Here is a 26,299-nt window from a genome sequence, read left to right on the forward strand (position 1 = left end):
CTCAGAAATTATCCTTGCGCTTGCGGATCTCGGCGAACACGTCCGTATCGCTCGCCCTCTCCATGCCGAGATGTTTGCGGATCGCCGGGTCGTGCCAGCGCAGGAACGGATTGGTCGACAGTTCCTCGCCGATCGTCGTCGGCAGGGTCGGCTTGTTTTCGGCGCGCAGCTTCTCGATCCTGGCGGCGCGCTCTTTCAAAGCTGAATTGCTGGGGTCGACGGTCAGCGCGAAACGCGCGTTGGCCAATGTGTATTCGTGGCCGCAATAGATGACGGTCTCGGCCGGAAGGGCGGCAAGCTTCTTCAGCGATTCGTGCATAACCGGCGGCTTGCATTCGAAGAGCCGGCCGCAGCCCAGCGCAAACAGCGTGTCGGCGGTGAAGGCCACCTTCGAGGCCGGCAAATGGTAAGAGACATGGCCGGCGGTATGGCCGGGCGTCTCGATGACCTCGATCTCTTCCTCGCCGAGGCGGATGACGGAACCCTGGCTGACCGTTTCGTCGATGCCGGGGATCTTCGCCTGTTCCGCTTCCGGTCCGACGATGGTGAGCTTGAAGCGCTCCTTCAGGGCCAGGTTGGCCTCGACATGGTCGCCATGATGATGCGTGGTCAGGATCATCGTCGGGGTCCAGCCGGTGCGCTTGATCGCGGCGAGGATCGGCGCTTCTTCCGGGGCATCGATGATCGCCGTCTGCCCGCTTCTGGGGTCATGCACCAGAACGCCGAAATTGTCGGTACGGCACATGAACTGTTCGATTTCGACCGGCATCACGTCGCTCTCCGTTATGGCCGCAGACATAGGGCGCCCGGCCGCCGATGTCATCCGCCTTTGTTGAACTCGCCGGATATCGCGGCTACCGTCCGGCGCATGCATTCCGATATCGTCGATCTCCGGTCCTTCTATTCGACCACGCTCGGGCGCCTCGCCGAGCGCGCGATCACCATGTCGCTGTCGTCGATATGGGCGCCCGTTCCGAACGAGCGCCTGGTCGGTCTCGGCTACACGCTGCCGTGGCTGGAGCGGTTCGGCGCCGATGCCGAGCGCGTCTTTGCCTTCATGCCGGCGACGCAAGGGGCGGTGGTCTGGCCGGCGACGGGGCCGACGGCGACGGCGCTGGTCTTCGACGAGGAGCTGCCGCTGGTCGATTCCTGCATCGACCGCATGCTGCTCGTCCACTCGCTCGAACATGTCGAAAATCCGCGCGAGACGCTGAACGAGATCTGGCGCGTGCTGTCGCCGGCGGGCAGGGTCGTCATCGTCGTGCCCAACCGGCGCGGCGTCTGGGCGCGTTTCGAGCACACGCCCTTCGGCAACGGCCGGCCGTTCTCGCGCGGCCAGCTCACCGAATTGCTGCGCGAGGCCAATTTCACGCCGGCCGCATGGTCGGACGCGCTGTTCTTTCCGCCATCGCCGCGGCGCTCCATGATGCAGTTCCACAACGTGCTGGAGCGCGCCGGCCGGCGGCTCTGGCCGATCTTTTCCGGGGTCATCGTCGTCGAGGCACAGAAGCGGCTCTACCAGGGCGTGCCTGTCGCGCAGCGCGCGTCGCGCCGCGTCTTCGTGCCGGTGTTCTCGCCGCAGGGCGCAACGACGCTCGGGCGTCGGGCCGGCGGCCCGGTGCCGCGGGCAGGCGGATGACGCGTTCGTGATCGGGACCAAGCCTTGCGTCATACGGCAATCGTCACCCTATCTCAGAGGCGGGTTCGGGGTGCGGCATCGCCGCCAATGACCGTTCCTGGCAGCAGGGATCTCGCATATGGACGACACGCCCAGTATCGAACAGGCCGCGTTCTCAGTCGAGACGAGCCGCCTCTCAGACCAGCTGGCGGCGATCAGGCTGGCGCTGAAGGCATCGCCGGTGCGCAGGCGGCTCCTGTGGGCCTCGATCGGCATTGTCGGCGTCATCGTCGCGACCTCGATCGGGCAAGTGCTGCTCAACCGCTGGAACCAGCCTTTCTACGATGCCCTGGCGCGGCGCGACCTGCCGGGCTTCCTGCATCAGCTGATGGTGTTTGCCGCAATCGCCGGCAGCCTCCTGGTGCTCAATGTCGGCCAGACCTGGCTTAACCAGACGATCCGGCTGAAGTTGCGAGAGGCGCTGACGCTCGACCTGATCGATGAATGGATGCGGCCGGCGCGTGCGTTCCGGCTCACCCATGCGGGCGCGATCGGCGTCAATCCCGATCAGCGCATGCAGCAGGACGCGGGGCATCTCTCCGACCTGTCGACCGATCTTGGCGTCGGCCTGCTGCAATCCTTCATCCTGCTTGTATCCTTCATCGGCGTGCTGTGGGAGCTCTCTTCCGGCTTCGTCTTCCATGTCGGCGGCCATTCGCTGGAAATACCGGGCTACATGGTCTGGGCGGCGATCCTTTATGCCGGCATCGCTTCCTGGCTGAGCTGGCTGGTAGGCCGGCCGCTGATCCGCTTCAACAGCGATCGCTACACGCGCGAGGCCGTGCTGCGCTCCTCCGTGGTCCGCGTCAACGAGAATGTCGACGCCATCGCGCTCGCCCATGGCGAGGCGGACGCCAGGCGGCAGCTCGAGCTCGACCTCGGCGGCGTGCTCGACGCCATGCGGCGCATCTACAGCGCCCAGATCAACCTGTCCTGGGTTACCGACGCCTATGGCTGGATCACCGTGGTGGCGCCGATTCTGGTCGCCGCACCGGTCTATTTCGCGGGCGACATCAGCTTCGGCGGTTTGATGATGGCCGTCGGCGCCTTCAACCAGGTGAATTCCTCGCTGCGCTGGTTCATCAACAACATCGGCGCCATCGCCGATTGGCGGGCAACGCTGATGCGCGTTGCCGACTTTCGCATCGCGCTCGGCGAAACGGACATCCTGCATGCCAAGCAAAAGCGCATCGCGTTCGGCGAAAACGCAAATGGCACGCTGACATTCGACAGGCTCGAAGTCGCCTCGCCCGACGGCTGCACCAGGCTTGCGGAGACGGAGGTCGAGATAAAGGCCGGCGAGCGCGTCATGATCACCGGCGATCCGCGCGCCGGCAAGACGCTGTTCTTCCGCGCGATCGCCGGCCTCTGGCCCTGGGGCGGCGGCCGCATCGGTATGCCGGCCGGAGAGACACCGTTCTTCGTGCCGCGCGCGCCCTATTTCCCGCTCGGCACGCTGCGCGACGTGCTCAACCATGCCGAAGGCGCCAAGATCGACGACGCCGAGATTTCCGCTGTGCTCGGTGAAGTCGGCCTGGAGCGCCTCTCGTTCCAGCTCGACCGCTCGGCGCGCTGGGAGCATGAGCTGGCCGACGATGAGCAGCGGCTACTCGCCTTCGCCCGGCTGGCGCTGAGGAAGCCGAAATGGGTGATCATCGACGAAGCGCTGGATACGTTCGACGGCGCCACGCTTCGGCGCGTGCTGACGATGCTGCAGGCCAGACTGCCGCACGCCGCTATCCTCAATATCGGGCGCGGTCTGCACAACAACCAGTTCTTCCCGCGCGCGCTCACCATCGTCAAGGACAGCAGCGGATCGGCGCTGAAGCCGGCCCGTCTCCGCGCCGGGGCGATCGAACCCCCGCCTGTTGCCGCGCGCGCCAAGAAATAGCTTTATTTCGCCGCGATCGCCGGGAAGAATCCCGGCGTGGTGGAGCCTGCCATGCTCAAGCTGTTCAGCCTGCTTGCATGCCTTGCCTGCGCCGAGGCAGCCCCAATGCCTGCCATCGGAGGCACTGCCGTCGATGTGGAACTCGTGCTGGCCGTCGACATCTCGCAATCTATGGACGAAGAAGAGTTCGCCCTGCAGCGCGCCGGCTATGTCGAGGCGCTGCGCCATCCCGACTTCATCAGCGCCGCGCGCTCGGGCCCGAGGGGCCGCATCGCGCTCGCCTATTTCGAATGGGCGGGCGTCGTGCGCGACGACGGCGTGATCGGCTGGCAAGTGATCGACGGCGCGGACAGCGCCAACGCCTTCGCCGACACCATCGCGGGTCGTCCGTTCCGGAGCTTTCGCGGCACGTCGATTTCAGGCGCTCTCGGATTCGGCGCCGGACTTCTGGAGAAAAACAGCTACTCGGCGCCGCGCCGGGTCATCGACATATCGGGGGACGGGCCCAACAATGCCGGGCTGCCCGTCGCGATGATCCGTGATGCGGCTTTGGCCAAAGGCATCGTGGTCAACGGCCTGCCGATCCTGATCAATCCGTCGCCGAGCGTCATTCGTCTCGACCGCTACTATGCCGATTGCGTCACCGGCGGCCCCGGTTCGTTCGTGTTGCCGATCTATGCGGCGTCGGAATTCTCGACGGCTATCCGCCGCAAGCTGATCCAGGAGGTGAGCGGGATCGGCGACGCCGGAAGCATCCGCGTCGACGCGGAGGCGCCGACCGACTGCCTGCTTGGCGAACGGCTGCGGCAGCGGTTTTCCGATCCGTATTTTCCGGAGCTGGATCGGTGAGGTCCCAATTTGCACTGTTTCGGCCAGAGCGCCGCGCTGTGCCTCAGGCCGCTCTGGCGCCGTATTTGGCGCGGAACTCGTCATAGCAATCGCGGCGCCAGCGCCGGCCGACGACATAGCCGCGCAGCAGTTCGGTCGGCGAGTAGCCGAGCGCCTTTGACGACCGATTGGCGAGATAGCCCGAAAAGGCCTGTGGCAGCCTCCCCTTCAATATGTCGGCGATGATCTGCCGCGCGATCATATAGGGCGGCACGTCGGGATAGCGGTCGGCAATATAAGGATGTTTGCCGATCAGGTTGGCGTAGGCCTCGACATAGCCGTCGCGCCGGCCGGAGATCGAATTTTCCGAATTGTATTTCTTCCAGTCGATATCATCCGACAGCAAGGCGCCGCTGCGGTTGGCAAAACGCAGCAGCAATTCGCGGTCCTGCATGCGCGTGATATCGCTGTCAAAGCCGCCGATCGCAAGCAGCGATTCGTGCCGGGCGGTGATCGCCGAGCCAGCGATGAAGATCGTCTGCGAGACCAGGGCGCGCTGCAGCCTGCTCTTGTCGAGCAAGGCCTGACGATTGATGCATTTGGTGCTGCGGCCGCCCTTGACCGAGATGAAGGAACTGATCAGCACTTCGAGCGAGGGGTTCCTGTCGAAGTGCGACAGCGTCCGGTCGAGGCGGTCCGGCAGATAGACATCGTCCGAATCAAGAAAGGTCACGATCGGCGCCCGCGCGCGCTCGATGCCCGCGTTGCGCGCGGCATTGGCGCCGCGCCATTTCGCGCCGACATAGATCAGTCTGGGATCGCGAATCTCGGCCAGCGCCAAGGCCGTTCCGTCGGTCGAACCGTCGTCGACAACAATGTGCTCGAAGCGGGTAAGTGTCTGGGCAAGAACACTTTCCACCGCGCGCACGACCTGGCTTCGCCGGTTGTGCGTCGGCGTGATCACGGTGATCAGCGGAGCTGGGTCGAAGGCAGTCGGCATCTAACTTTCGTTATGGGCAGATAAACGATGACCGTAAGATACTCGCACAACCTGCCTCCATATCCGCCCCCGGATGGATTCGGCAAACGCTACAGAAAAGAGCCGCCTATGTCACCTGAGGTGTCGCATCGGGGTCAAGTTCAGAGCGTGTTTCCTCAAAGTTATGCGGTTTGAAAGCAACACTTCGCGGCGGTTTATCCTTCAACTATGCCCGACATAGTCAGGCACGGTTTCGATTTCGTCGCTTACGAGACCGGCAGCGAGGCTGAAATGACCAAGAAATGCCAGGGTATAAAAAGCCAGGCCTACCACCAGTGAAAACGGGATCTGCCAAAGAGGCATACCCGTTTGCGGCGCGTGGCTGAGCACGCGTCGCGTCGTGCGCCACGACATGGTCCACCAGCGACTGAACGACTTGACGATCCGCTGGCTGCGACTGGGGGCATGAAGCGCGACGAACTTGCGGTCGGCGTCCCTGCCGGTCACCAACGCGCGCCAATAGAAGAACCGCCAGCCACGCGGAGAGTAGTGGTAAACGCGCGCATCGACGTTAACGATCTTGTGGCCCTCGCGCCGAAGCTGGTGCATCAGCAGCGTGCAGGACACCTTGAAGCCGTTATGTGCCGGGAAAGGGTGGTTGACGATCCAATGGCGCCGGAAGGCGACATTGTTGGCATTGATCGCCCGCTTGGAGGCGAATCTTTCATCTCCGCGGGCCATCGGGAAGAACCAGATCAAGGCGAAGGTTCTCGAGAAGAAGTCGTCATAGGACAGATAGGTATGGCCGTTCACGCAGACGGTTTGCGGCTGTTGAAACGGCTGCAGCAGATTTGAAAGCCAACCTGACTGAGGGACCGTGTCCGAATCCAGGAAAACGACGATGTCTCCTTCGGTCAAAAGCACGCCGTTGTTCTTGAGTTCGTAATACCGACCGTCGGGGCAAGCTGTGATTGTCAGGTCGGCAACCTGCATCAATTCAGGCGCTTCAGCTTCAATGCTCGCTTGCAGCAAGCTGCCGTCCGAATCGGGCCCGCCATACGACACGACAACTTTTGGCCTTGCAAAACCCGTAGCGGAAACAGCCGCGATTTCGCGCGCCAGTGACTTCAGCCCCAGGCCGATCTCGTTCCAGTCGATGGATTTGGCGTTCTCCATCTCCATGACGATCGAATAGATCGGGTGTTCAGCCATAGATAATCACCACCAGTTTTGCCGGTACAGTCGCTATAGCCCTGCGGGGTATGCCGTCAAACGATTCTCGGTGCCATTCTATTTGCAAGTTTGCGCTTCAATCGCATGATTCTTTGTAGATCTTCAGGAACCCGCGCTTTTTTCTGTGCGGGAAGCTCGACGGGTCGGCATATTCAGACAGGAAACGTTTTCTCCATTCGTCATTGGTCGCGTCGCGCTGGATTTCGAGACCTGATCCGAGATTCGTTCCCCAGACAGGCTCGACCCCGGCCAACTGGGCAATTTTCTCGAGGCTTCCTCTCGGGTTTTGCTGGACCTGCTCGTAAGTTAGCGCAAGAAAGGACAGCCCGTTTTTCGCGAACCACCCGTCCCAGGCTAGATTTTCCATCAGAATCTTTTCGAGCGATTCGGCGATAGCCTCGCCGTCATAGCGTGGGGATGCGCGATTGACCTCGCTAGAGCGGAATCTGCGGGTTTGGCGCGCACGCGCCCATGAGATCGCCTGACCCAGCAAATCGCTGCGCGTCAGGCGCACATAGTGAAGGTTGGGAAGACTGGCGGGGAGGTTCACCTTCTTGGCAACTTGAGCGAATTGACTCGCAAAAAGCTTGATCGCGTAGATTCCGGAAGAGGACCGTCCTTCCGTCAGCGCCCTCAGAAGCTGCCCTCTGGCATCGCGCGGATAGCCTGGCTGTTCGAGCAGCCGGCGCCCGCCAAACCACTCCAGTGGATTGCCCAGCCCGGCGAAAGCCATCAGTCCTGCAAGATGATTGCTGCCGGTACGCGGCGAAGTGCACACAAGAATCCCTGTGCTTATCTCCGACAGAATTTCCGACGGGATTTGAACCACGGCCGGCCGGCGTCGAAAGAGATCGAGCGAGATCATCGTTTCAGCAAGAACACCGCCTGCTGGCCGAAGAAGTTCCAGAACCACCAGGGCATCGACAGGCCGATCTTCTGGCCGTTGGCGTCGAGCGCGGTCGCCTTCTCGACCGTCGCGCCGAGCTCTTCGCACAGATTGACGAAGTCGCGAATGGTGCAGAAGTGGATGTTCGGCGTGTCGTACCAGGAATAGGGCAGGTCCTTGGTGACCGGCATCCTGCCCTTGATCAGCAGCGAGAAGCGCACGCGCCAATGGCCGAAATTGGGGAAGGAGACGATCGCGCGGTTGCCGATCCGAAGCAGCTCGTCGAGCACAAGTTTCGGGTTGCGGGTCGCCTGCAGCGTTTGCGACAGGACGACGAAATCAAAACCTTTGTCGGGGTAGAATTCGAGGTCCTTGTCGGCATCGCCCTGGACGACGGAAAGGCCGCGCGCCACACATTCGTTGACGCCGCGCTGCGACAGCTCCAGGCCGCGGCCATCGACCCGCTTGGTCGCCTGCAGAACCTCCAGAAGCACGCCGTCGCCGGAGCCGACATCGAGCACGCGCGAATGCGGCGGGATGAGATCGGTGACGACTTCGAGGTCGACACGCTGGGCGCGATTGACGCTCATGGGCACACCTCCGGCCTTTGAGCATTTCCAGCCAGTCGGAATCTCGGCGCCTCAGAAATGCGCCCAGGACACAGAGATCGCGCGCCACTCATAGGCTGAGCCCCCTTGCGCGCGCGGCCGAGGCTATGAAGCCGTTGATGGCCGCGAACAATTCCGGTTCGTCGAGCAGGAAAGCGTCATGGCCGCGATCGGTCTCGATCTCGACGAAGGAGACGGACGCGCCGGCGGCGTTCAGCGCATGCACGATCGAGCGGCTTTCCTCGGTCGGGAACAGCCAGTCGCTTGTGAACGACACGAGGCAGAAGCGTGTCTTGGTGCCGGCGAAGGCATCCGCCAGCCGTCCGCCGTGGTCGGCGGCGAGGTCGAAATAGTCCATAGCGCGGGTCAGATAGAGGTAGGAGTTGGCGTCGAAGCGGTCGACGAAGGTCATGCCTTGATGGCGCAGATAGCTTTCGATCTGGAAATCGGCGTCGAAGCCGAAGGTCAGCGCCTCGCGATCCTGCAGGTTGCGGCCGAACTTGCGGTGCAGCGCTGCTTCCGAGAGGTAAGTGATGTGCGCGGCCATGCGCGCCACGGCGAGGCCCTTTTCCGGCCGCCTGCCGAAATCGAGATATTTGCCGCCGTGCCAGTCCGGATCGGCCATGACGGCCTGCCGCCCGACCTCGTGGAAGGCGATGTTCTGCGAGGAATGGCGGGCGCCGGTGGCGATTGGCAACGCGGAGAAGACGCGTTCCGGGTAGCTTGCGGCCCATTGCAGCACCTGCATGCCGCCCATCGAGCCGCCGAGCACGCAGAACAGCTTCTCGATGCCGAAATGATCGACCAGCATCAGCTGCGCCCGCACCATGTCGCGGATGGTGATGATCGGCAGGTCGAGCCCATAGGGCCTGCCTGTCGCCGGATCGGTCGAGGCCGGGCCGGTGGAGCCGAGGCAGCCGCCGATGACGTTGGCGCAAATGACAAAAAAGCGGCTGGTGTCGATGATCCTGCCGGGGCCGATCAGCACCTCCCACCAGCCCGGCTTGCCGGTCACGGGATTGGTGCTGGCGACATGCTGGTCGCCGGTCAGCGCGTGGCAGACGAGGATGGCGTTGGAGCGGGCGTCGTTGAGGGCGCCGTAGGTCTGGTAAGCGACCTGGAACGGCGACAGCACGGTGCCCGCATCGAGTTTTAGCGGCTTGTCGGGACCGAACTGCAACACCGGGCTCGACGGTTGGTCGGCCTCGTGGTTGGTCCTTGGAGCGCGCTGAGCGGCCATTGCATTCCCCATCCAGTCGCATCGATCTCGCGATACGGCGTCCGGCCGGCAACGGACAACAAAAAACCGGCCTGCCTTCGCAAAGCCGGTTACAGGTTGCAAACGGCCCTTTAGCGAATTGTTTAACGTGGCTGCAAGCCGACCGGCCAAATCACCACGGGAGATCCGGCTGTTCTTCTAGGGCCAGCGCCGCGCTTCGTCAACGGTCTGCCTACGAGCGAGCGCGCCGGCACTCGACATTCGGGGCCACGGCCTGTATTTCCGCTGCGGCCTCGAACCAAGGCCTCTCGACGGATTTGTGACATGAAGCAGGATCAGCCACGTCCGACGCCCCGCGCGGGCATCATGGACATCGAGGCCTATGTGCCGGGAAAAAGTACCGCGCCGGCCGGCGTGACGAAGGTCTACAAGCTGTCGTCCAATGAGAATCCGCTCGGGCCCTCGCCGAAGGCGATCGAGGCCGCCCGGGAGGTGGCTGCCAAATTGGACGTTTATCCCGACGGCTCCGCCCGCCGGCTGCGCGAGGCGATCGCCGATGTGCACGGCCTCAATCCGGCAAACATCGTCTGCTCCAATGGCTCCGACGAGATCCTGGGGCTGCTGGCGCAGACCTATCTCGCGCCGGGAGACGAGGCCGTGTTCACCGAACACGCCTTCATGGTTTACAAGATCTATATCCAAGCCGCCGGCGCCAAGCCGGTGGCGGTCAAGGAGACGGACGAGCGCGCCGACATCGACGCAATCCTCGCCGCGGTGACGCCGGCGACGCGGATCGTGTTCCTCGCCAACCCCAACAATCCGACCGGCACTTATGTGCCGTTCCAGGAGGTGCGCCGGCTGCATGCCGGACTGCCCAAGAGCGTGCTCCTGGTGCTCGACGCGGCCTATGCCGAATATGTGCGGCGCAACGACTATGAAGCCGGCATCGAGCTGGCCGGGAGCTCGGAGAACGTGGTCATGACCCGCACCTTCTCCAAGCTCGGCCTCGGCGGCGCACGCATCGGCTGGATGTACGGACCGGCGCATATCGTCGATGCCATCAACCGGGTGCGCGGGCCCTTCAACGTCAATGCAACCGCGATCGAGGCTGGCATCGCGGCCATCCGCGACCGCGCCCATGTCGAGCGCAGCGTTGCGCATAACGAGAAGTGGCTTGCCTGGGTCAGCGAGGAGCTGACCGGGCTCGGGCTGCGCGTGACGCCCAGCGTCGGCAATTTCCTGCTGATCCACTTCCCCGACAACAAAAAGCATTCGGCAGCGGCCGCGGACGACTATCTCAGCGCGCGCGGCTACATCCTGCGGCGCGTCACCGGCTACGGCTTTCCCAACGCGCTGCGCATGAGCATCGGCATCGAGGAGGCCAATAGCGGCGTCGTCGAGGCGCTCAAGACATTTCTGAAAAGCTGAAGCACCATGACAGCACCGATGTTCGGAAGAATAGCGCTGGTCGGCATCGGCCTGATCGGTTCGTCGCTGGCCCGCGTCATCCGCCGGGAAGGCCTGGCGCGCCACATCGCTGTCGCGACGCGCAGCCAATCGACGCTCAAGCGCGCCGAGGAACTGGGTCTCGGCGATTCCTACACGACCGAGGCCGAAGACGCGGTGCGCGACGCGGATCTCGTCATCGTCTCGGTTCCGGTCGGCTCGTCCGGCGAGGTCGCGGCCGAGATCGCGCCGGCGCTGAAGAAAGGCGCGATCCTCACCGATGTCGGCTCAACCAAAGCTTCGGTGATCGCGCAAATGCAGCCGCATGTGCCCGTCGGTGTGCATTTCATCCCCGGGCACCCGCTGGCGGGCACGGAAAAGTCCGGGCCGGATGCCGGCTTCGCCGATCTCTTCGACAACCGCTGGTGCATCTTCACGCCGCTGCCGGGCACGGATCCGGAGGCGCTGGAAAAGCTCTCCGAATTCTGGCGGCGCTGCGGCTCCAACATCGACACGATGGACCCGCAGCATCACGACATGACCTTGGCCATCGTCTCGCATCTGCCGCATATCATCGCCTACAACATCGTCGGCACCGCCGACGACCTGGAATCGGTGACCAAGACGGAAGTCATCAAATACTCCGCTTCCGGTTTTCGCGACTTTACCCGACTGGCCGCTTCCGACCCGACCATGTGGCGGGACGTGTGCCTGCACAACAAGGACGCGATCCTGGAAATGCTGGCGCGCTTCTCGGAGGATCTGGCCTCGTTGCAGCGAGCGATCCGCTGGGGCGACGGCGAAAAGCTGTTCGACCTGTTCACGCGCACGCGCGCCATCCGCCGCTCGATCATTGAGGCCGGCCAGGATATCGATGTGCCGGATTTCGGCCGTCAGGCCGTGGAGCACCCGGGGGCCAAGCCCTAGGCCTTCTGCTCGATCTGTCCCGATGGGGGCCAGTGCGCCGCCATCATGGCCATTGTCTCGGCTCTGTCCGGAGCGCCGAGCCGGCCGCCGAAGCGCAGGCATTTAAGCGCGGCGGCGGCGCTGGCAAAGCGCAGCGCCTGCTCGGGCGGCATGGCTTCGGCAAGGCCGACGGCGAAGGCGCCGTGGAAGACGTCGCCGGCGGCGAGCGTGTCGACCGCCTTGACCTTCGGCGCCTCGACATGCCGGACGCGACCGGTTCCCCGATCATGCCACCAGGTTCCGGCAGCGCCGCCCGTCACCGCGACGAAGGCGTCGGTGCGCGAGGCGAGATCGGCGCATGCGCTTTCCGGATCGAGCGCATGGCCGCAGACGATCCGCGCCGCCGGCTCCGAGGCGACGATGTGCGAGGCCAACGGCAAAAGCCGCTCGAGCACGTCGATCGGCGCGGTGTCGGCGTCGAGGATCGCCGGACGGCCGGCGTCCCGCGCGGCCGCCAAGGCAAGTGCCGCGGCGCCCGGCCAGCGGACGTCCACCAGCACGGCGTCGAAGGCGGAAAGTTCGGCAAGCGGCAGCGTGTCGGGATCGGCTTGCGCCCTGCTGTCATAGAAGGGCACGATGATGCGCTCGCCATGGGCATCCACCAGGATCGCGGCCAGCGCGGAGCGCGCGCCGGCGACGCGGCGGACCAGGCTGCAATCGACGCCTTCCGCCTCGATCTCGGCAATCAGCCGGTCGCCGACCGCATCGTCTCCCGCGCTCGCCCAAAGCGACACATCGGCGCCGAGGCGATGCGCGGCGCACGCCGCACTCGTCGCCATGCCGGAGGCGATCTGGACACCGTCGCTGGCGATGAACTTGCCCTGATGCGCGGGCAGCGTCTCGACACGCAGGATCGTGTCGAGGGTGAACGCGCCGACGCTGAGCAGTTTGATCGGTCCGGCCATCGCAGTCTCAATCGACCGGCTTGATCTTGCCGAGCGGGATGAAGCCAAGCGAAGCTTTACCCTTCACGATCTTGAGCGGCATGGACGGTTGGTTGCCGAGCATGGCAATGCCGGCAAAACCCTGCTCGATCTCGCTCTTGTGCTCGGGAATGGCGCCGGCGAGGATCGCCGCTACGGCCTTTGGGTCCTTTAGCTTGATCGACAGATTTGCATCGATCAGGCCGTCGGCGTCGATCGAGATCGGCCCGGACACAGTTACGCGCGCCGTGCCTGATGACACGTCGAGGCTGGCAATCTCGACCGACTGGCCGCGCAGGCTTTTCGGCGGCGCCTTAATCAGCGCGACGCCGTTCTTCACTGTCGCTTCGCCGGCGCCGTCGAGTTCCGGCAGCACGCGTCCGCCGACAGCTTCCGCGTCGATCTTCAGGTCGCCAAAGCTGCCGGTATAGACGAGGTCCTGGCCGTTCGGCTGCAGCTGGCCGGCCGCCTGGCCGGCGCTGAACAGCTGCACGGGATCGGTGTCGTCGGCCGGATCGGTCTGTCCAGACAAGCCTTCCGCCTGAAGCGAAATGCGGCGCGGAAGCGGCCATGACAGCTTGACCGTGGCGTGCAGCTTGTCCCAGTCGAGCCAAAGCGGCGGCATGCCCGGCGCCACAGTCCGCAACGGTCCGCGCAGGTTCGCCACGGGCGACAGAGGCTGGGTGATGCGAGCGACGACGTTCATATCGCCGGTCGAGGCCGCTACATTCCTGGCATCGTCCTGATAGGCCAGGCTGTCGCAGGCGACCGTGAAGTCCAGTGGATAACCGCTGACCGTGAGATTGGCGCAGTCGGCCTTGATGCCCTTGCCTCCAAGCTCGGCCACGGCCCGCTCGGCCTCGGTCTTGACCTTGCCGGCGAGATAGAACCATCCGCCGCTGTAGAGCGCGAACAGCACCAAGATGAACGCCGCAAGCCAGAACAGCCGGCGGCGAGGTTTGCGCGATCGCTCGTCACTTGACGTCATGCTGCGGCTCTCGTTAACCCGCTCATGCGGCGAGCGGGTGGTTGTTCTTACGCACGACAAGCGGGGACAGAAGAAGCACCTTACCGGTGTGGTGTCGTCACTCGAATGCAATCAGGCTTGGCGATATGGGCGATTTTTGGGTTTTTGGCTACGGGTCGCTGATCTGGCGGCCCGGTTTCGCACATGTCGAGACGCGGCGCGCCCGTCTTTACGGCTTCCGCCGGTCGCTCTGCGTCTATTCCTTCGTCCATCGCGGTACGCGTGAGCGGCCGGGCCTGGTGCTCGGCCTCGACCGCGGCGGCTCCTGCGTCGGGCTCGCCTTCCGCGTGCCCGGCGATTTGCGAGACGAAGTGCTTTCCTATCTGCGCGAGCGCGAGCTGGTGACCAGCGTCTATCTCGAACGCACTCTCGATGTCCGGCTGGATGGGGCGGGACAAGGCGGAACGGTCGAAGCGGTCGCCTACATCGTCGACCGCGCGCATGAGCAATATGCCGGCGGGCTCGACGCCGACCATGCGGCAAAAGTCGTGCGCGGCGCCGTGGGCCAATCGGGCAGGAACGAAGACTATGTCCTGAGCACGGTGGAGCATCTGAGGGCGCTCGGCATCCGCGACCACTGGCTGGAAGAGGTGGGGCGGCAGGTCGCGCCTTCGTGAAGATCTGGCCCGATCAAAAAGCAAAACCATGCCTTTGACCTGGGCAAGGCACGACCTAGCTTAGCCGCAATCCATCCTCTGGGCACCCAGGCCCTTCCCAGCATCACGGAGATCAGTCTTGCAGAAACGCCGTCTCGGTCGCACCGACCTTTTCATCGCGCCGCTGGTCCTTGGAGGCAACGTCTTCGGCTGGACCGCCGACGAGAAGACCTCGTTCGACCTGCTCGACCGCTTTGCCGAGGCCGGCTTCAACGCAGTCGACACGGCGGACGCCTATTCGCGCTGGGCGCCGGGCAACAAAGGCGGCGAATCCGAAACCATCATCGGCAACTGGATGAAGAGCCGCGGCAACCGGGACAGCATCGTCGTCATCACCAAGGTCGGCTCCGACATGGGACAGGGCAGGCGGGACCTCTCCGCAGCCTATATCGAAAAGGCGGTCGACCAATCGCTCAAGCGGCTGCAGACCGACGTCCTCGACCTCTATCTGTCGCACTGGCCGGACCCGGCCACGCCTTACGAGGAAACGCTCGGCGCCTATCAGCGCCTGCTCGAGAAGGGCAAGATCCGCTATCCGGGCTGCTCCAATCTCGATGCGGGGCAATTGCGCGCGGCCCTGGATGTCGCCAGCCTGCGGGGCCTGCCGCGTTACGAGGTTCTGCAGCCCGAATACAATCTGTACGATCGCTCTTCGCTGGACGGCCCGCTGCTCGACCTGTGCAAGGCGGAAAGCCTCGGCGTCATCACCTATTTCGGCCTGGCCAAGGGGTTCCTCAGCGGGAAATACCGCAGCAAGGCCGACCTTGGCCGGAGCGAGCGTGGCGAAGACGTGGCCAAGTATCTCAACGAACGCGGCATGCGCATTCTCTCCGCGCTCGATGCCGCGGCCGGGCGCCATTCGGCCAAGCAGGCCGAAGTGGCGCTCGCCTGGATCATGGCGCGGCCGGGCATCACCGCGCCGATTGCCAGCGCCACGACGCCCGCACAGATGGAAAGCCTGATCCGCGCCGCATCGCTCAAGCTTTCCGCCGACGACATCGCAGCGCTCGATCGGGCCAGCGCTTAAGGCGTGTCGATATTCAGGCCGATGCCGGCCTGACCTGGATCCAAGATGCGTTAGTGCAGCAGGTCCCCCGCACGATCGTCCAAGACCTTGCAGATAGCCTCGCGATAATTCCTACCCGATCGCGGCAGGAATTGAGGTTCGGCATGGTCGGAGACGTTTTGTCCGAAGCGCAGCCCTGGCAGCAGGTGCTGGCGCTGGTCATGGCGGCGACCGTTGTCATGGGTAGCCCAGGTCCGGCGACGATCAGCGTCACCGCCGTCGGCGCCGCTTTCGGGCTGCGGCCTTCGCTGGGTTATACGTCCGGCATCGTGCTTGGAACGACGGCCGTGCTCCTGGTTGTGGCCGCCGGGATATTCGGCATGCTCGCCTCGGTGCCGGGGCTGGCACCGTTGCTGACGGTCGCTTCGGCCCTCTATATCCTCTACCTTGCCTTCAGGATTGCGACAGCGCCGCCGCTTGCCCAAGGCGGCAATGCGGCGGCGCGTCCCACCTTCTCCGGCGGCTTCATGCTCGCCGTCGCCAACCCGAAAGCCTATGTGGCGATCGGCGCGGTCTTCGCGGGAGCTTCATCGACGGTCGACGGGCTCGGGATTTCGGCCAAACTTTTGGTGCTCGCAGCAATGATCGTTGCCATTCATGTGCTCTGGCTTCTCGCTGGGACGATTTTCGCGAGGCTGCTGCGCGATCCATTGGCGTCGCGGATCATCAATCTTGTCTTCGCGGCGACGCTGGTGCTGACGACTGCACTGGCGGGGCTGCCGTAAGGGGAGCTCAGGCCTTCGCCGCAGCGCCGAGCTCCGCCAGCCGCTTCACCGCCGTCGGCGGCATCGGCGGCGGGTTCGGCGCGCGCGAGGCCTCGACCAGCAGCTCGTCGCAGGCGGTCTCGGTCTCGCCGATCAGCCGCTGCATGAACTCCTCCTTGTCGAGCCCCGGAGGAATCGGCGGCAGGAAACGGGCCTTTATGGTGCCCGGATAACGCATGAACTTGCGGCGCGGCCAGTAGAGGCCGGCGACATGGGCGACCGGCACCACGGGAACGCCCAGCTGGGTATAGAGCTCGACGATGCCGTATTTGTAGGACGGCTCGGCGCCCGGTGGGCGACGAGTGCCTTCCGGGTAGATGATAAGCTGACGCGGGTTGCGCGCCATCTCCTGCCTTGTCGCGGCAACGACCGCTTTCAGCGCCTTGGAGCGGCTGCCGCGGTCGACCGGGATCATGCGCATCTTCATGATGTACCAGCCGAAGAAGGGGATCCAGGTCAGTTCCCGCTTCAGGATATACAAGGCGTCGTCGAGATAAGGAAAAAAGGCGATCGCGTCCCAGAAGGACTGATGCTTCGGCGCCAGGATGAAGGACCCCTCAGGCAGGTTCTCGGCGCCCGTGATTTCGCTCCTGGTGCCGGCGATCTTGTCGTAAAGCCACATCGAGGTGCGCGACCAGAATTTCGGCACGAACCAGGCGCGGTGGCGGGGCGACAGGAAATAGAAGGGCGTCCAGAAGATCATCTGAACGACCAGGCTGAGATAGAAGGCTAGGTTGAACGCCAGCGAGCGGATGATGAGCATGCGGGAAAGGGCCCGGTGTGGAAGTGAGCGTTGGTTACACCAAGCGCGGGCAAAAAGGAAACGGCGCGACGGTGGGGCGCATCACAGCGAGCGCGCCAGCCGCTCCTTCAGGCGGGGCGCCGCGAAATCGAGGAAGGCGCGCAGCTTCACCGGCAGCAGGCCCTGACCGGCATGCAGGAGATTGACCGGCCATGGCGGCGGCTCCAACGGCTCGAGCACGACATGAAGCTCGCCGGCGCGCACCGCGGCGTCCGCCTGATAGGAGAGCACTCTCGTCAGGCCGAGGCCGGCGATCGCCGCATCGATTGCTGCCTCGGCGGTGTTGAGCTGCAGCCGCGAGCGGACCGGAACCACGGTTTCGCTCTTGTCGGTGCCGAAGCTCCACGTCGCGGGAGAGGCAAGCCCTTCGAAGGTGATGCAGTTGTGGCCTGAAAGGTCGCGCGGTTCGAACGGCGTGCCATGCTTCGCAAGATATGCCGGGCTGGCGCAGACGATGCGGCGGATCTGGCCGACGCGCGTTGCGACCATGGCCGAATCCGGCAGCTCGCCGATGCGCACGGCAAGATCGATATGCTCCTCGATCAGATGCGTGATCCGATCGGACAGCGTCAGGCGGATGTCGACGTCGGGATAGGCGGCCAGAAAATCTGTAACAATCGGCAGCACATGCAGGCGGCCGAAGACGACCGGCGCAGTGATCACCAGCTCGCCGGTCGGGCTCAAGTATTCGCCAGCGGCGGCGCGCTCGGCTTCGCCCACCTCATCGAGGATACGGCGGCAGGCGGCGAGATAGGAACGACCAGCGTCCGTCAAGGTGAGGCGCCGCGTCGAGCGGTTGAGCAGACGCGTCTTGAGGTGCCTCTCCAGTTCGGAGAGCTTGCGGCTGACGGTGGCGAGCGGTACGCCGGCGTGTCGCGCGACGGCGGAAAGGCTGCCGGCCTCCACGGTGGCTACGAACAAGGACATGGCGTCGAGGCGGTCCATTTATTCTTCCGAAATGTGGAAGGATGGATTGCAAATATGCCTTCTACCTCCGGATTTCGGAAGAGGCTACATGTCCTTCCACTTTGGCAGAGGACCGCCGCCATGGACGCCTTCACCAGCGATGTCGCCTTTACCCCTACGGTCAAGGCCATCCAGTCCCGCAAGGGCTCGCGCGCATCTTATGCTCGGGTCGAGGAGCGCGGCGGCTGGCGGGCGACGATCACGCCCGACCTCGCCGCCTTCATCGAGGCGCAGACCAGCGTGTTCCTGGCGACGGCCAATGGCGGAGGTCAACCCTATGTCCAGCATCGCGGCGGGCCAGCCGGCTTCCTGAAGGTGCTGGACGGGCATACGATCGGCTTTGCCGATTTCTCGGGGAACCGGCAGTTCATCACCCAGGGCAATCTTGCGGACAATGCCCAGGCTTTCCTGTTCCTGATCGACTACGTGCTTCGGCAGCGCATCAAGATCTGGGGCACGGCGCGCGTCGTCGAGGACGATGCGGAGCTGACGGCGAGGCTGATGCCGGCCAACTACAAGGCGCGGCCGGAGCAGGCGATCCTGTTCAGCGTCACGGCCTGGGATGCAAATTGCCCGCAGCATATTCCGCAGCGCTTCGAGGCGGCGGATGTGGCCGCGGCGCTTGCCGAGCGGGATAGACGCATTGCCGGTCTGGAGCAGGAGATCGCACGCCTGCGCAACAGCGCGTCTGGCGAAGCTTAGTTCTTGCTCACCGTAGAGGCTTCGGCGAGCGTGACGCCCTCGGTGGTCGGCCGAAGCGGGACGATGCCGCGCGCCAGCGCCAACACATATTTGCTGTATTCGGTGAGCAGCACGCGCAGCGCTTCCGGCTTGGTCAGCCAGCTGCCATTGCCCAGCTTGTTGTTGACCACCGGATAGGGCTCAAGCCGCGCGCCATGCAGCAGCCGGCCCATCTCGAGCAGGCTGCGCGGCATGTGGTAGTTGTTGGTGACGACGATGATGCTGCCATAGGCGTGGCTTTCCACCCATTTGGCGCTCTCCTCGGCATTGCCGATCGTGTCGAGCGCGGCGCGGTCGATGTCGACGCAGCATGAGAACAACTGCTTGTCGCCGCCCATTGCCGCTTGCAATTGGCGGCGGCTCGCCGTGGGGTGAACACCGCTGATCAAGAGCCGCTCGCCCTTGCCTGATGCCAGCAGATCCATGGCGGCGTCGAGCCTCGACTGACCACCGGTGAGCACGATGATTGCGTCGGCCCTGGCCGGATTGACCGGCGTCGTCATGTTGCTGACCTTGTCGGCAAACCATCCGAAGCCGCCGGCGAAAAGCGCCAGCAGGGCAAGCACGAAGAAACCGCAGAGACGAAGCGCAAATCTGAGACGACCGGTTCTTTCAGACGCAGCGCCGCGCGTAAGCGCCGCTGGCATCCGTCCAGCCGTTCCGATCGAGTCCCGCGCGTCCATCATCCCCAGGTTAATCCTGAAAACATCCAATGGTTAACTCTGAAACGTCGCCTTTCATAGATAGCACGGCGCACATTGCGTTACGGCAGTTTCCCTTGCGTGATCATGCACTTGTGGAGTCCGGATCGCATTGGAAACCCAACTTGCCAACTCTTGCATTCGCGCCACCCTTGGTTTCGCGTCATGATCAGCTTGCCTCCGGCTGCCGGATGTCGATCTCGCTGAGATAGGCGACGACCGTGGCATGTGAGGTCGCCGCGGTCAGCGCGCCGATCACCAGCACCATCAGGGCGACGCCGAGATAGCCGGTCGAGCCGATCGCGAAATTGCCGAACAGCGCGGTCGCCTGGTCGGCCTCAGGCGTCGCCATGTTGCGCGACGACCACCAGGAAAAGACGATGAAGACCATGATAGCGGCGGCACCTCCGGCGGCGGCGCCTTTCATGCCGGTGACCAGGAAATGCCAACGGAATTCGCGCGCGATGAAGCGGGCCTCGGCGCCGACAAAATGCAGGACCTCGATGATGTGGCCGTTGCCGGCCATGGCGCCGCGCGTGGCGAACACCACCGTCAGCACCGTCGCCGATAATATCAGCGCCAAAACGGCAAAGCCGATCGTCACTGTCGTATGCGCCATGGCGACCAGCCGGTCGACCCAGGTGCGATGGTCGTCGAGCGCGGCGCTCGGCAGCTTGGGCGTGATCGCGGCGCGCATGGCCGCGAAGTCGGGCGGATTGGCCTCGTCGATGGTGACGACGATGAGGCGCGGCACCGGCAGTTCATCAATGTTGAGGCCGGTGCCCAGCCACGGCTCCAAAAGGCGCGCCGTCGCATCGCGGTCGACGATCCTCGTACCCTTCACACCCGGGAACTCGCTGGCGATCTCAGAGGCCTGCGCGAGGGCTGCTTCCATGTCGAGGCCCTCGACGGGCTTGATCTGGATCGTCGCCTCGCGCGAGATCTGGTTCTCCCACACCGAGGCGGTGTCGCGCACCAGCGTCACGGCGCCGAAGGTCAGGCAGGACAGGAAGGTCATGATGGCGATGACCAGCACCAGCGCCCGGCCGGCGATGTTGTGCGCCGGCACGATCGGCGCCATCTTGCGCTGGACACGGCGAACGGCAGCCGGCGTCTCGGCGGCTTCCTCGTGCAGGTGATCGGCCGGAAGTTCAGTCATAGACGTCCAGCCTTCCGCCGGCCAGAATCATGCGCCGCGCATCGACCTGCTCCATCAGGCCGAGGTCGTGGGTTGCGATCACCACGGCGGTGCCGAGCCGGTTGAGCTCGATGAAGAGCCTCAGCAGCCGGCGCGCGAGCGGCGGATCGACGTTGCCGGTCGGCTCGTCGGCAAGCAGGATCTCCGGCTGCTCGATCAGCGCGCGCGCGATCGCAGCACGCTGCTTCTCGCCGCCCGACAGCACCGGCGGCAGCACATGCATGCGCTCCCCGAGGCCAACCCATTTCAGGAGTTCGGTGACGTCGGTGCGATAGCTCGCCTCCTCGCGCCCGCGCACGCGCAACGGCAGCGCCACGTTCTCGTAAGTGGTCATGTGGTCAAGCAGGCGGAAATCCTGGAACACCACGCCGATGCGGCGCCTGAGCAGCGGCAACTCGCCGCGCGAGATGCGCGAACGATCCTTGCCGAAAATGGTGATCAGGCCGCGCGTCGGCTTCAGCGACATGAAAAGCAGGCGCAGCAAGGTGGTCTTGCCGGCGCCCGAGGGGCCGCTCAGGAACTGAAAGGAGCGCTCCGGAATGTGCAGGGAAATGTCGCGGAGGATCTCCGGACCCATGCCATAGCGGAGGCCGACATTTTCGAAGCGGATCACGTTCGGCGACCTGAAACCTTAGGCGGCATCCCGCCAGCCTGTTCTCTGCCAAGACCATCGGCCGGCATGGTTAATCGTTGGTTAATTTCTGCGCGCTTTCGACGTTTCACAGCAGTTCCGGTGGGGAAGCGTTAACCATTTGCGTTTACCCAAAAGCAACGAAGATTGCACTGGGGCCGTAATGGCTGAGGATAGAACCGCGCGCTCTGTTTCCGGCGAAATCATGACCGGCACGGCGACAAAGGCCGCGCCGGAGCGCGTCATCCTCGACACCGATGTCGTCGATGCCGACTATGTGGTGCTGCCGCGATTCGCCGCCCGTTCGGAACCGATTGCGGCGCCGTTGCCGCCGCAAGCGCCCTCGACGCCATCCATCGCTGGCATGGGCATGCTGCGCAAACCGGAGGCTGCGCCGGCGCGGCCGGCCTCGCGTGGCGGTCCAATCTTCTGGGCCGCCGGAGTGGGCGCCGCACTCGTGGCTTTCTGGGTGTCGGGCGGACATGCCCTGGTGCGTCAGAGCCCCTTCTGGGCGGCTGCGCAGCCGGCAAGCGCGCTCAGCATTTCCGGTGTGACGTCGCGAATCGATGCCTCGGGGCTGAAGCCCATCCTGTTCATCGACGGCGAGGCCGCCAATGACGGCGTACGGGCGGAGTCGCTGCCGCCGCTCGAGATCCGCGTCACCGACAATGCCAGCAATGTCATCCGCTACAGGTTGGGGACATCCAACCGCTCGCTGGCGCCCGGCGAAAGATTCGGCTTTTCCAGCCGGTTCGATGTCCCTAGAAACGGCGTGAAGGCCGTATCGGTCACCTTCGCCGGGTAGGTGCATCGATATTCAGGTGATGCCGGCCTGCAATTAGTGGTTTCCTGCGCTTAGGTGCTCACGTGCTTGAGTACGCTCTGCACCGGTTCTCGGAACCCGCTATTTTGGGTTCGGCCTGACCTGAATATTGATGAACCTAGCCCTTCCGGCGTTGCAGGCGATTCTGAAGGAAAAAGCTATGCCAGTTGTACGCGGCAAGGACATCGAGGTCCTGTTTTCGGCGTCGGCGATCGCCCGGCGCAATCTCGAGCTCGCCAAGGAAATCGCCGGGCGCGACTATCACGACCTGCTTGTGATATCGATCCTGAAAGGCTCGTTCGTCTTTGCCGCCGATCTTATCCGCGCCATGCACGACGTCGGCCTGTCGCCCGAGGTCGAATTCATCTTCATCTCCAGCTACGGCGCCGGCACCACAAGCGGCGAGGTCAAGGTGCTGCGCGACATCGACAACGAGGTCGCCGGCCGCGACGTTCTTTTGATCGACGACATCCTCGAATCCGGCAAGACGCTTTCCTTCACCCGCGACCTGATGCTGTCGCGCGGCGCCAGGAGCTGCGCCATCGCGGTGCTGCTCGACAAGCGCATGCGCCGCCAGACCACGCTCAACGCCGATTATGTCGGCTTCGACTGCCCCGATTATTTCGTCGTCGGCTACGGCATGGACGTCGCGCATGCTTTCCGGGAATTGCCGTTTGTCGGGGTCGTGAAAGGCGACAAGTAAGGTCGCGCCGAAAGAGGCCGCATAGACGTTTCAAATTTTCAGAAAACGTCAACGTTTCGGCGGCATCTATCTCGGCATGGCAAAGCTTTTGATCGTCGAGGACGATGAATCCGTCCGCACCCTCGCTGCCCGCGCGCTGGAGCGTGATGGGCACAGTGTCACCATCGCCGCCGATGGCGCGAAGGGGCTCACCCTGATCCGCCAGCAGCGCGGCAGCTACGATCTCGTGGTATCCGATATCCGCATGCCGGAGATGGACGGCATCGAGATGGCGACCGCGGCGGCAAAACAGTTTCCGGCCATGAAGATCATGCTGATGACCGGCTATGCCGACCAGCGCGAGCGCGCCGAGGAATTGAACGGCATCATCCTCGACGTCGTGCAGAAGCCGTTCACGCTTGCCGAAATACGCGCCCGCGTCGGACGGGCATTAAGCTGCTTCGCTTGATCGTTTAGACGGCATCGCCGGTCGCTGCGATTGCAGGTGCTGCGCCGCGTCGGCGCTCACCGTTCAGTGCAACCAGACCGGCGCCGATGATCAGCGCCGCGCCCAGCACCGTCGTTGACCGCGGGACCTCGGCGAAGAACAGGAAGCCCCACAGCGGCGACCAGAGGATGCCCGTGTATTCGAAGGTTGCGACCCGGTTGGCGGGCGCCATCCGGTAGGCCTGCGACAGCAAGATCATGCCGGCGGAGGCAACGAAGCCGCAGGCCGCCATCTTCAGGAAGTCCGGCAGCGCCGGCCAGACCCAGGGCCGCACCAGGAAGTCGAGGCTCGGGTGGCCCGCATGGGTGATGCCGGCAAGATGAAACACCGCGGCGACCGCCACAGCGCCGGTGAGATAGGCGCCGTTCTGGTAGAAGGCCATCACCGTCGAGGATTCGGTCTCGCCGATCCGGCGCGCCATCAGCTGCGAGAACCCGTAGAGGAATGCCGAGCCGAGCGACAGCAGTGCCGCCCAGTCGAACAATCCGGCGCCCGGACGCAACATCACGACCACGCCCACGAGGCCGATCAGCACCGTCGTCAGCGTCCGCCCGGAGACGTGCTCGCCGAGATAAGGCCCGGCCAGCAACATGATAAAGAGCGGCGCCATGAAATAGAGCGCTATCGCGTCGGCCAGCGAGAGGGCGGCAATCGCCAGATAGTAGACGGTGTAGGAGCTGAATTGGATGAAGCCGCGCAGCGTCAGCATGCCCGCTCGTTTCGACAGCAAGGCTGTCAGGCCGACATCGGCCTGGACGATAACGACCAGGATCGGCAGCGCCACCAGGGCGCGGATCGCCATCACTTCCGTCACCGGATAGCTGCCCGATACCGCCTTCACCAGCGGGTCCTGCAACGAAAAGACGAGAACGCCGAGGCAGAGGCTCAAAATGCCAAGCACCATCCGGTTCTGCATGTTCGTTCCAGTGAAAAAGAGCCCGCCACCGTTTCGGGCAGCGGGCACGAGTGAGGACTCTTCGAATTGGTCCGCGGCCGAATCTCACGGCCGCATATCCAATGGGTAGAGCAACTATCCTGCGGCGTTTGACATGTTGCAAACGAATTGGAATGATACCAGCAATCAAAATTTCTTATGGCGGCATCGATGAAGCCCACCCTCGACAGCGACCTCCTGCGCACCTTCGTGGCGGTGGCCGAGACCGGCAATTTCACCAAGGCGGCGGAAAAGGCCGGACGCACCCAGTCGGCGGTGTCCATGCAGATGAAAAAGCTGGAAGACATGGTGGGCGACAGCCTGTTCGAGCGCGGCTCTCGCGGGGTGGCGCTGACACGCCGCGGCGGCGAGCTCATCACCAACGCCCGCCGCATCGTCTCGCTGCTCGACGAGACGGCGGCATCGCTGGTGGCGCCGCCGCTCGGCGGGCTGGTGCGCATCGGCATTCCTGCCGAATACGGGCGGTCAATCTTGTCGCGGGCACTTGGCGAATTCGCCAAACGCCACCCGCGCGTGGAGGTCACGGTGCGTTACGCGCATTCCGACTCGCAGGTGAGGGCGCTTGCGGCCGGCGAACTCGACCTTGCGGTGGTGTTCGAGTGGGAAGGTTTTTCCGGCGGCGATGTGCTGATGCACGATCCCACGGTATGGGTGACGTCAACGCTGCATCACATGCATGAGGAACGGCCGGTGCCGATCGCGCTTTACAGCCGCAATGGCTGGTGTCGGGACTTCGCGATCAAGTCGCTGCAGCAGCGCGGCCTCGACTACCGCGTCGCCTACACCAGCGACACCAATGGCGGCCTGACGCTGGCGGTCACTTCTGGCCTGGCGATCGCACCGATCTCGCGCAGCAACATCCCGCCCGATTGCCGCGAACTGACCGCCGCCGACGGCTTCGGCGACATCGATTCCTCGAATGTGGTGCTTCACCGCAATCCGCTGGCGACGGGCGAAGCGATCGACGGGATGGAAAACGCGATCCGCGAGGCTTTCATGCTGACCAGGCAGGCACAGGCAACAGCCAGTCTTTGACGTACGAAACGGTCCGCTCAATCCGGCGGTCCGCTCTCCATCTGCTTGAGCCATCGCATGGCATCCTCAAGGCGATCGTCGCCCCAGAACAATTCGCCGTCGAAGACGAAGCTCGGCGAGCCGAAGATGCCGAGCGCCTTGGCCTGCTCCGTCGCGGCCGCGAGCTCGGCCTTGGCGTCATCGCTGTCGGCCCGCCGAAGAACCGGCTCTGCTTTCTGTCCGGCTTTCTCGATGCTAGCCGAAATGTTTGGCTCGCTGCCAGCCGGCTCACCCATTTCAAACCAGCGCCGGTACGTTTCCCGGGCATAGGCTTCGCACCAGCCCTCGCGCGCCGCGATGAGAGCCACGCGATTGGCGCGTTCGAGCTCGGCCAGCGGGTAGGGGGCCGGCAGTTTCGGCACCATCCTGTACATCGCCGCTCGGCGCTCGATGTCGCGCCACATATAAGCGGCCTTCGCCGGCTTCTTGGCAAAGGGAATGTTGTCCATCTCGATCATGATGGCGCGCACATTGAAGGGTCGCCAGTGGAACTCGATGCCGGTCTCAGCCGCAACCTCGGCGAGACGCATCACCGAAAGATAGGTGTAGGTGCTGCCGATGGAGAACCAGAAGTCGATCATCGCCAGTCTCCCTTGACGATGACGATACCGGCAGGCAGCGCGGCCTGCAATGCGTGTGGCGAGAGCGACCTGCGGCTGCCCGCTACCTCAGTCTCTTTCGAAAAAGGTCAGGCGATTGCCGAACGGATCGATCACCGTGACCTCCTTCGTCTGCCAAGGCGTCGTCTCGAGGCTCGGCCTGTTGAAGCGGTAGTTCTTGGCCTTGAACTCGCGATGCAGCTCAATGATGCCGGTCGCTTCGATGCGTATATTGGCACCGGGCGAGCCGTCGCCATGATGCTCGCTCAAATGCAGCTCGCAGCCGTCGCGGGCGACGCCCATATAGAGCGGCGCGTTGTCGTCGAAGCGATGCTCGAAGCGGACCTCGAAACCGAGGAAGTTGAGATAGAACTCTCGCGCCTTGACGGTATCGAACATGCGCAGGATCGGCGTGACGGTTCCAAGCTTCGGCATGTCGGCGGTGACCG

At 64.0% G+C, this 26,299-nt stretch carries 29 protein-coding genes and 1 riboswitch; of the genes, 13 read left to right on the forward strand and 16 right to left on the reverse strand.

From position 1 onward, the window contains the following. Window position 1: 1 nt before the first annotated feature. The gene (gene gloB, locus P9230_RS15120) at window positions 2–769 is read right to left on the reverse strand and encodes a hydroxyacylglutathione hydrolase (protein WP_278120028.1); all 768 of its coding nucleotides are present in this window, start codon (window positions 767–769) and stop codon (window positions 2–4) included. A 99-nt stretch (window positions 770–868) separates the two neighbouring features. Between gloB and P9230_RS15125 the strand changes: the two genes are divergently transcribed. From P9230_RS15125 to P9230_RS15135, 3 genes are all read left to right on the forward strand, one after another. Then, window positions 869–1,639: a methyltransferase domain-containing protein gene (locus tag P9230_RS15125; protein ID WP_066990301.1), complete on the forward strand. Its 771-nt coding sequence runs from the start codon at window positions 869–871 to the stop codon at window positions 1,637–1,639. A gap of 118 nt (window positions 1,640–1,757) precedes the next feature. After that, window positions 1,758–3,569: an ABC transporter ATP-binding protein/permease gene (locus P9230_RS15130; RefSeq protein WP_278119728.1), complete on the forward strand. Its 1,812-nt coding sequence runs from the start codon at window positions 1,758–1,760 to the stop codon at window positions 3,567–3,569. A gap of 51 nt (window positions 3,570–3,620) precedes the next feature. Beyond that, window positions 3,621–4,418 (forward strand): DUF1194 domain-containing protein, encoded by a 798-nt coding sequence (locus tag P9230_RS15135; protein ID WP_095799886.1) that lies wholly within the window; start codon window positions 3,621–3,623, stop codon window positions 4,416–4,418. A 43-nt stretch (window positions 4,419–4,461) separates the two neighbouring features. Here P9230_RS15135 and P9230_RS15140 read toward each other — a convergent pair whose 3' ends face one another. The 5 genes from P9230_RS15140 to P9230_RS15160 form a co-directional block, all read right to left on the reverse strand. Next, window positions 4,462–5,397, reverse strand: a complete 936-nt coding sequence (locus tag P9230_RS15140; protein WP_278119731.1) for a glycosyltransferase family A protein — start codon at window positions 5,395–5,397, stop codon at window positions 4,462–4,464. Window positions 5,398–5,598: 201 nt separating this feature from the next. Further along, window positions 5,599–6,588 carry a glycosyltransferase gene (locus P9230_RS15145; protein WP_278119733.1) on the reverse strand — a complete coding sequence of 330 codons (990 nt, stop codon included), beginning with the start codon at window positions 6,586–6,588 and terminating at the stop codon, window positions 5,599–5,601. Window positions 6,589–6,685: 97 nt separating this feature from the next. Then, complete coding sequence (locus P9230_RS15150) at window positions 6,686–7,522, reverse strand: Stf0 family sulfotransferase (protein WP_278119735.1); 837 nt, start codon at window positions 7,520–7,522, stop codon at window positions 6,686–6,688. After that, a complete protein-coding gene (metW, locus tag P9230_RS15155) occupies window positions 7,471–8,085 on the reverse strand; it encodes a methionine biosynthesis protein MetW (RefSeq protein WP_095823990.1) in 615 nt (204 codons plus the stop codon). Before metW ends, P9230_RS15150 begins: the two co-directional genes overlap by 52 nt. 88 nt (window positions 8,086–8,173) lie before the next feature. Next, window positions 8,174–9,343: a homoserine O-acetyltransferase gene (locus tag P9230_RS15160; protein ID WP_095782441.1), complete on the reverse strand. Its 1,170-nt coding sequence runs from the start codon at window positions 9,341–9,343 to the stop codon at window positions 8,174–8,176. 90 nt (window positions 9,344–9,433) lie between these two features. Further along, window positions 9,434–9,511: riboswitch (SAM riboswitch) on the reverse strand. A gap of 135 nt (window positions 9,512–9,646) precedes the next feature. On the opposite strand from P9230_RS15160, the gene hisC reads away from it, so the two are divergent. Together hisC and P9230_RS15170 are read left to right on the forward strand one after the other, a co-directional pair. Next, the gene (gene hisC, locus P9230_RS15165; protein ID WP_278119738.1) at window positions 9,647–10,750 is read left to right on the forward strand and encodes a histidinol-phosphate transaminase; all 1,104 of its coding nucleotides are present in this window, start codon (window positions 9,647–9,649) and stop codon (window positions 10,748–10,750) included. A gap of 6 nt (window positions 10,751–10,756) precedes the next feature. After that, a complete protein-coding gene (locus P9230_RS15170; RefSeq protein ID WP_176477584.1) occupies window positions 10,757–11,695 on the forward strand; it encodes a prephenate/arogenate dehydrogenase family protein in 939 nt (312 codons plus the stop codon). Here P9230_RS15170 and P9230_RS15175 read toward each other — a convergent pair. Both P9230_RS15175 and P9230_RS15180 read right to left on the reverse strand, forming a co-directional pair. Continuing rightward, on the reverse strand, window positions 11,692–12,639 hold the full coding sequence (locus P9230_RS15175; RefSeq protein ID WP_278119739.1) for a sugar kinase: 948 nt from the start codon (window positions 12,637–12,639) through the stop codon (window positions 11,692–11,694). The genes P9230_RS15170 and P9230_RS15175 overlap by 4 nt on opposite strands. A 7-nt stretch (window positions 12,640–12,646) precedes the next feature. Next, complete coding sequence (locus tag P9230_RS15180) at window positions 12,647–13,645, reverse strand: DUF2125 domain-containing protein (protein WP_066990272.1); 999 nt, start codon at window positions 13,643–13,645, stop codon at window positions 12,647–12,649. Window positions 13,646–13,770: 125 nt separating this feature from the next. Here P9230_RS15180 and P9230_RS15185 point away from each other — a divergent pair, with 125 nt between their 5' ends. The 3 genes from P9230_RS15185 (at window position 13,771) to P9230_RS15195 (ending at window position 16,131) form a co-directional block, all read left to right on the forward strand. Beyond that, window positions 13,771–14,301, forward strand: coding sequence for a gamma-glutamylcyclotransferase (locus P9230_RS15185; RefSeq protein WP_066990269.1), 531 nt, complete (start codon window positions 13,771–13,773; stop codon window positions 14,299–14,301). A 118-nt stretch (window positions 14,302–14,419) separates the two neighbouring features. Beyond that, complete coding sequence (locus P9230_RS15190) at window positions 14,420–15,367, forward strand: aldo/keto reductase (RefSeq protein WP_278119742.1); 948 nt, start codon at window positions 14,420–14,422, stop codon at window positions 15,365–15,367. A gap of 143 nt (window positions 15,368–15,510) precedes the next feature. Next, window positions 15,511–16,131 (forward strand): LysE family translocator, encoded by a 621-nt coding sequence (locus tag P9230_RS15195; protein WP_095799896.1) that lies wholly within the window; start codon window positions 15,511–15,513, stop codon window positions 16,129–16,131. A 7-nt stretch (window positions 16,132–16,138) separates the two neighbouring features. Here P9230_RS15195 and P9230_RS15200 read toward each other — a convergent pair whose 3' ends face one another. Both P9230_RS15200 and P9230_RS15205 read right to left on the reverse strand, forming a co-directional pair. Continuing rightward, entirely contained in the window at window positions 16,139–16,933 is a 795-nt protein-coding gene (locus tag P9230_RS15200; RefSeq protein ID WP_095779346.1) for a 1-acyl-sn-glycerol-3-phosphate acyltransferase, read from the reverse strand. 81 nt (window positions 16,934–17,014) lie between these two features. Beyond that, the gene (locus P9230_RS15205; RefSeq protein ID WP_278119746.1) at window positions 17,015–17,917 is read right to left on the reverse strand and encodes a LysR family transcriptional regulator; all 903 of its coding nucleotides are present in this window, start codon (window positions 17,915–17,917) and stop codon (window positions 17,015–17,017) included. 102 nt (window positions 17,918–18,019) lie between these two features. Between P9230_RS15205 and P9230_RS15210 the strand changes: the two genes are divergently transcribed. Next, window positions 18,020–18,640 carry a pyridoxamine 5'-phosphate oxidase family protein gene (locus tag P9230_RS15210; protein ID WP_278119748.1) on the forward strand — a complete coding sequence of 207 codons (621 nt, stop codon included), beginning with the start codon at window positions 18,020–18,022 and terminating at the stop codon, window positions 18,638–18,640. Here P9230_RS15210 and P9230_RS15215 read toward each other — a convergent pair. From P9230_RS15215 to ftsE, 3 genes are all read right to left on the reverse strand, one after another. Continuing rightward, a complete protein-coding gene (locus P9230_RS15215) occupies window positions 18,637–19,326 on the reverse strand; it encodes a YdcF family protein (protein WP_278119751.1) in 690 nt (229 codons plus the stop codon). The genes P9230_RS15210 and P9230_RS15215 overlap by 4 nt on opposite strands. Before the next feature lie 223 nt (window positions 19,327–19,549). Further along, window positions 19,550–20,539, reverse strand: a complete 990-nt coding sequence (locus P9230_RS15220) for an ABC transporter permease (RefSeq protein WP_278119753.1) — start codon at window positions 20,537–20,539, stop codon at window positions 19,550–19,552. After that, complete coding sequence (gene ftsE / locus P9230_RS15225; RefSeq protein ID WP_066990245.1) at window positions 20,532–21,191, reverse strand: cell division ATP-binding protein FtsE; 660 nt, start codon at window positions 21,189–21,191, stop codon at window positions 20,532–20,534. The genes P9230_RS15220 and ftsE overlap by 8 nt, the downstream gene beginning before the upstream one ends. Window positions 21,192–21,372: 181 nt before the next feature. On the opposite strand from ftsE, the gene P9230_RS15230 reads away from it, so the two are divergent. From P9230_RS15230 to P9230_RS15240, 3 genes are all read left to right on the forward strand, one after another. Beyond that, a complete protein-coding gene (locus P9230_RS15230; RefSeq protein WP_067319128.1) occupies window positions 21,373–22,014 on the forward strand; it encodes a hypothetical protein in 642 nt (213 codons plus the stop codon). 178 nt (window positions 22,015–22,192) lie between these two features. Then, the gene (hpt, locus tag P9230_RS15235) at window positions 22,193–22,735 is read left to right on the forward strand and encodes a hypoxanthine phosphoribosyltransferase (RefSeq protein ID WP_067319657.1); all 543 of its coding nucleotides are present in this window, start codon (window positions 22,193–22,195) and stop codon (window positions 22,733–22,735) included. Between the two features lie 76 nt (window positions 22,736–22,811). Then, a complete protein-coding gene (locus tag P9230_RS15240) occupies window positions 22,812–23,183 on the forward strand; it encodes a response regulator (protein ID WP_095799901.1) in 372 nt (123 codons plus the stop codon). Window positions 23,184–23,187: 4 nt separating this feature from the next. Here P9230_RS15240 and P9230_RS15245 read toward each other — a convergent pair whose 3' ends face one another. Continuing rightward, entirely contained in the window at window positions 23,188–24,138 is a 951-nt protein-coding gene (locus tag P9230_RS15245) for a DMT family transporter (RefSeq protein ID WP_066990236.1), read from the reverse strand. Between the two features lie 189 nt (window positions 24,139–24,327). Here P9230_RS15245 and P9230_RS15250 point away from each other — a divergent pair, with 189 nt between their 5' ends. Further along, window positions 24,328–25,212: a LysR substrate-binding domain-containing protein gene (locus P9230_RS15250; protein WP_127215624.1), complete on the forward strand. Its 885-nt coding sequence runs from the start codon at window positions 24,328–24,330 to the stop codon at window positions 25,210–25,212. A 17-nt stretch (window positions 25,213–25,229) separates the two neighbouring features. Here the strand turns inward: P9230_RS15250 and P9230_RS15255 are convergent, their stop codons facing one another. Next, window positions 25,230–25,832, reverse strand: a complete 603-nt coding sequence (locus P9230_RS15255) for a 2-hydroxychromene-2-carboxylate isomerase (protein WP_127325186.1) — start codon at window positions 25,830–25,832, stop codon at window positions 25,230–25,232. Window positions 25,833–25,919: 87 nt separating this feature from the next. Further along, entirely contained in the window at window positions 25,920–26,285 is a 366-nt protein-coding gene (locus tag P9230_RS15260; RefSeq protein WP_127215622.1) for a glyoxalase superfamily protein, read from the reverse strand. Window positions 26,286–26,299: the final 14 nt, after the last annotated feature.

This window comes from Mesorhizobium sp. WSM4887 (assembly GCF_029625865.1).
In the GTDB taxonomy this organism is placed as follows: domain Bacteria; phylum Pseudomonadota; class Alphaproteobacteria; order Rhizobiales; family Rhizobiaceae; genus Mesorhizobium.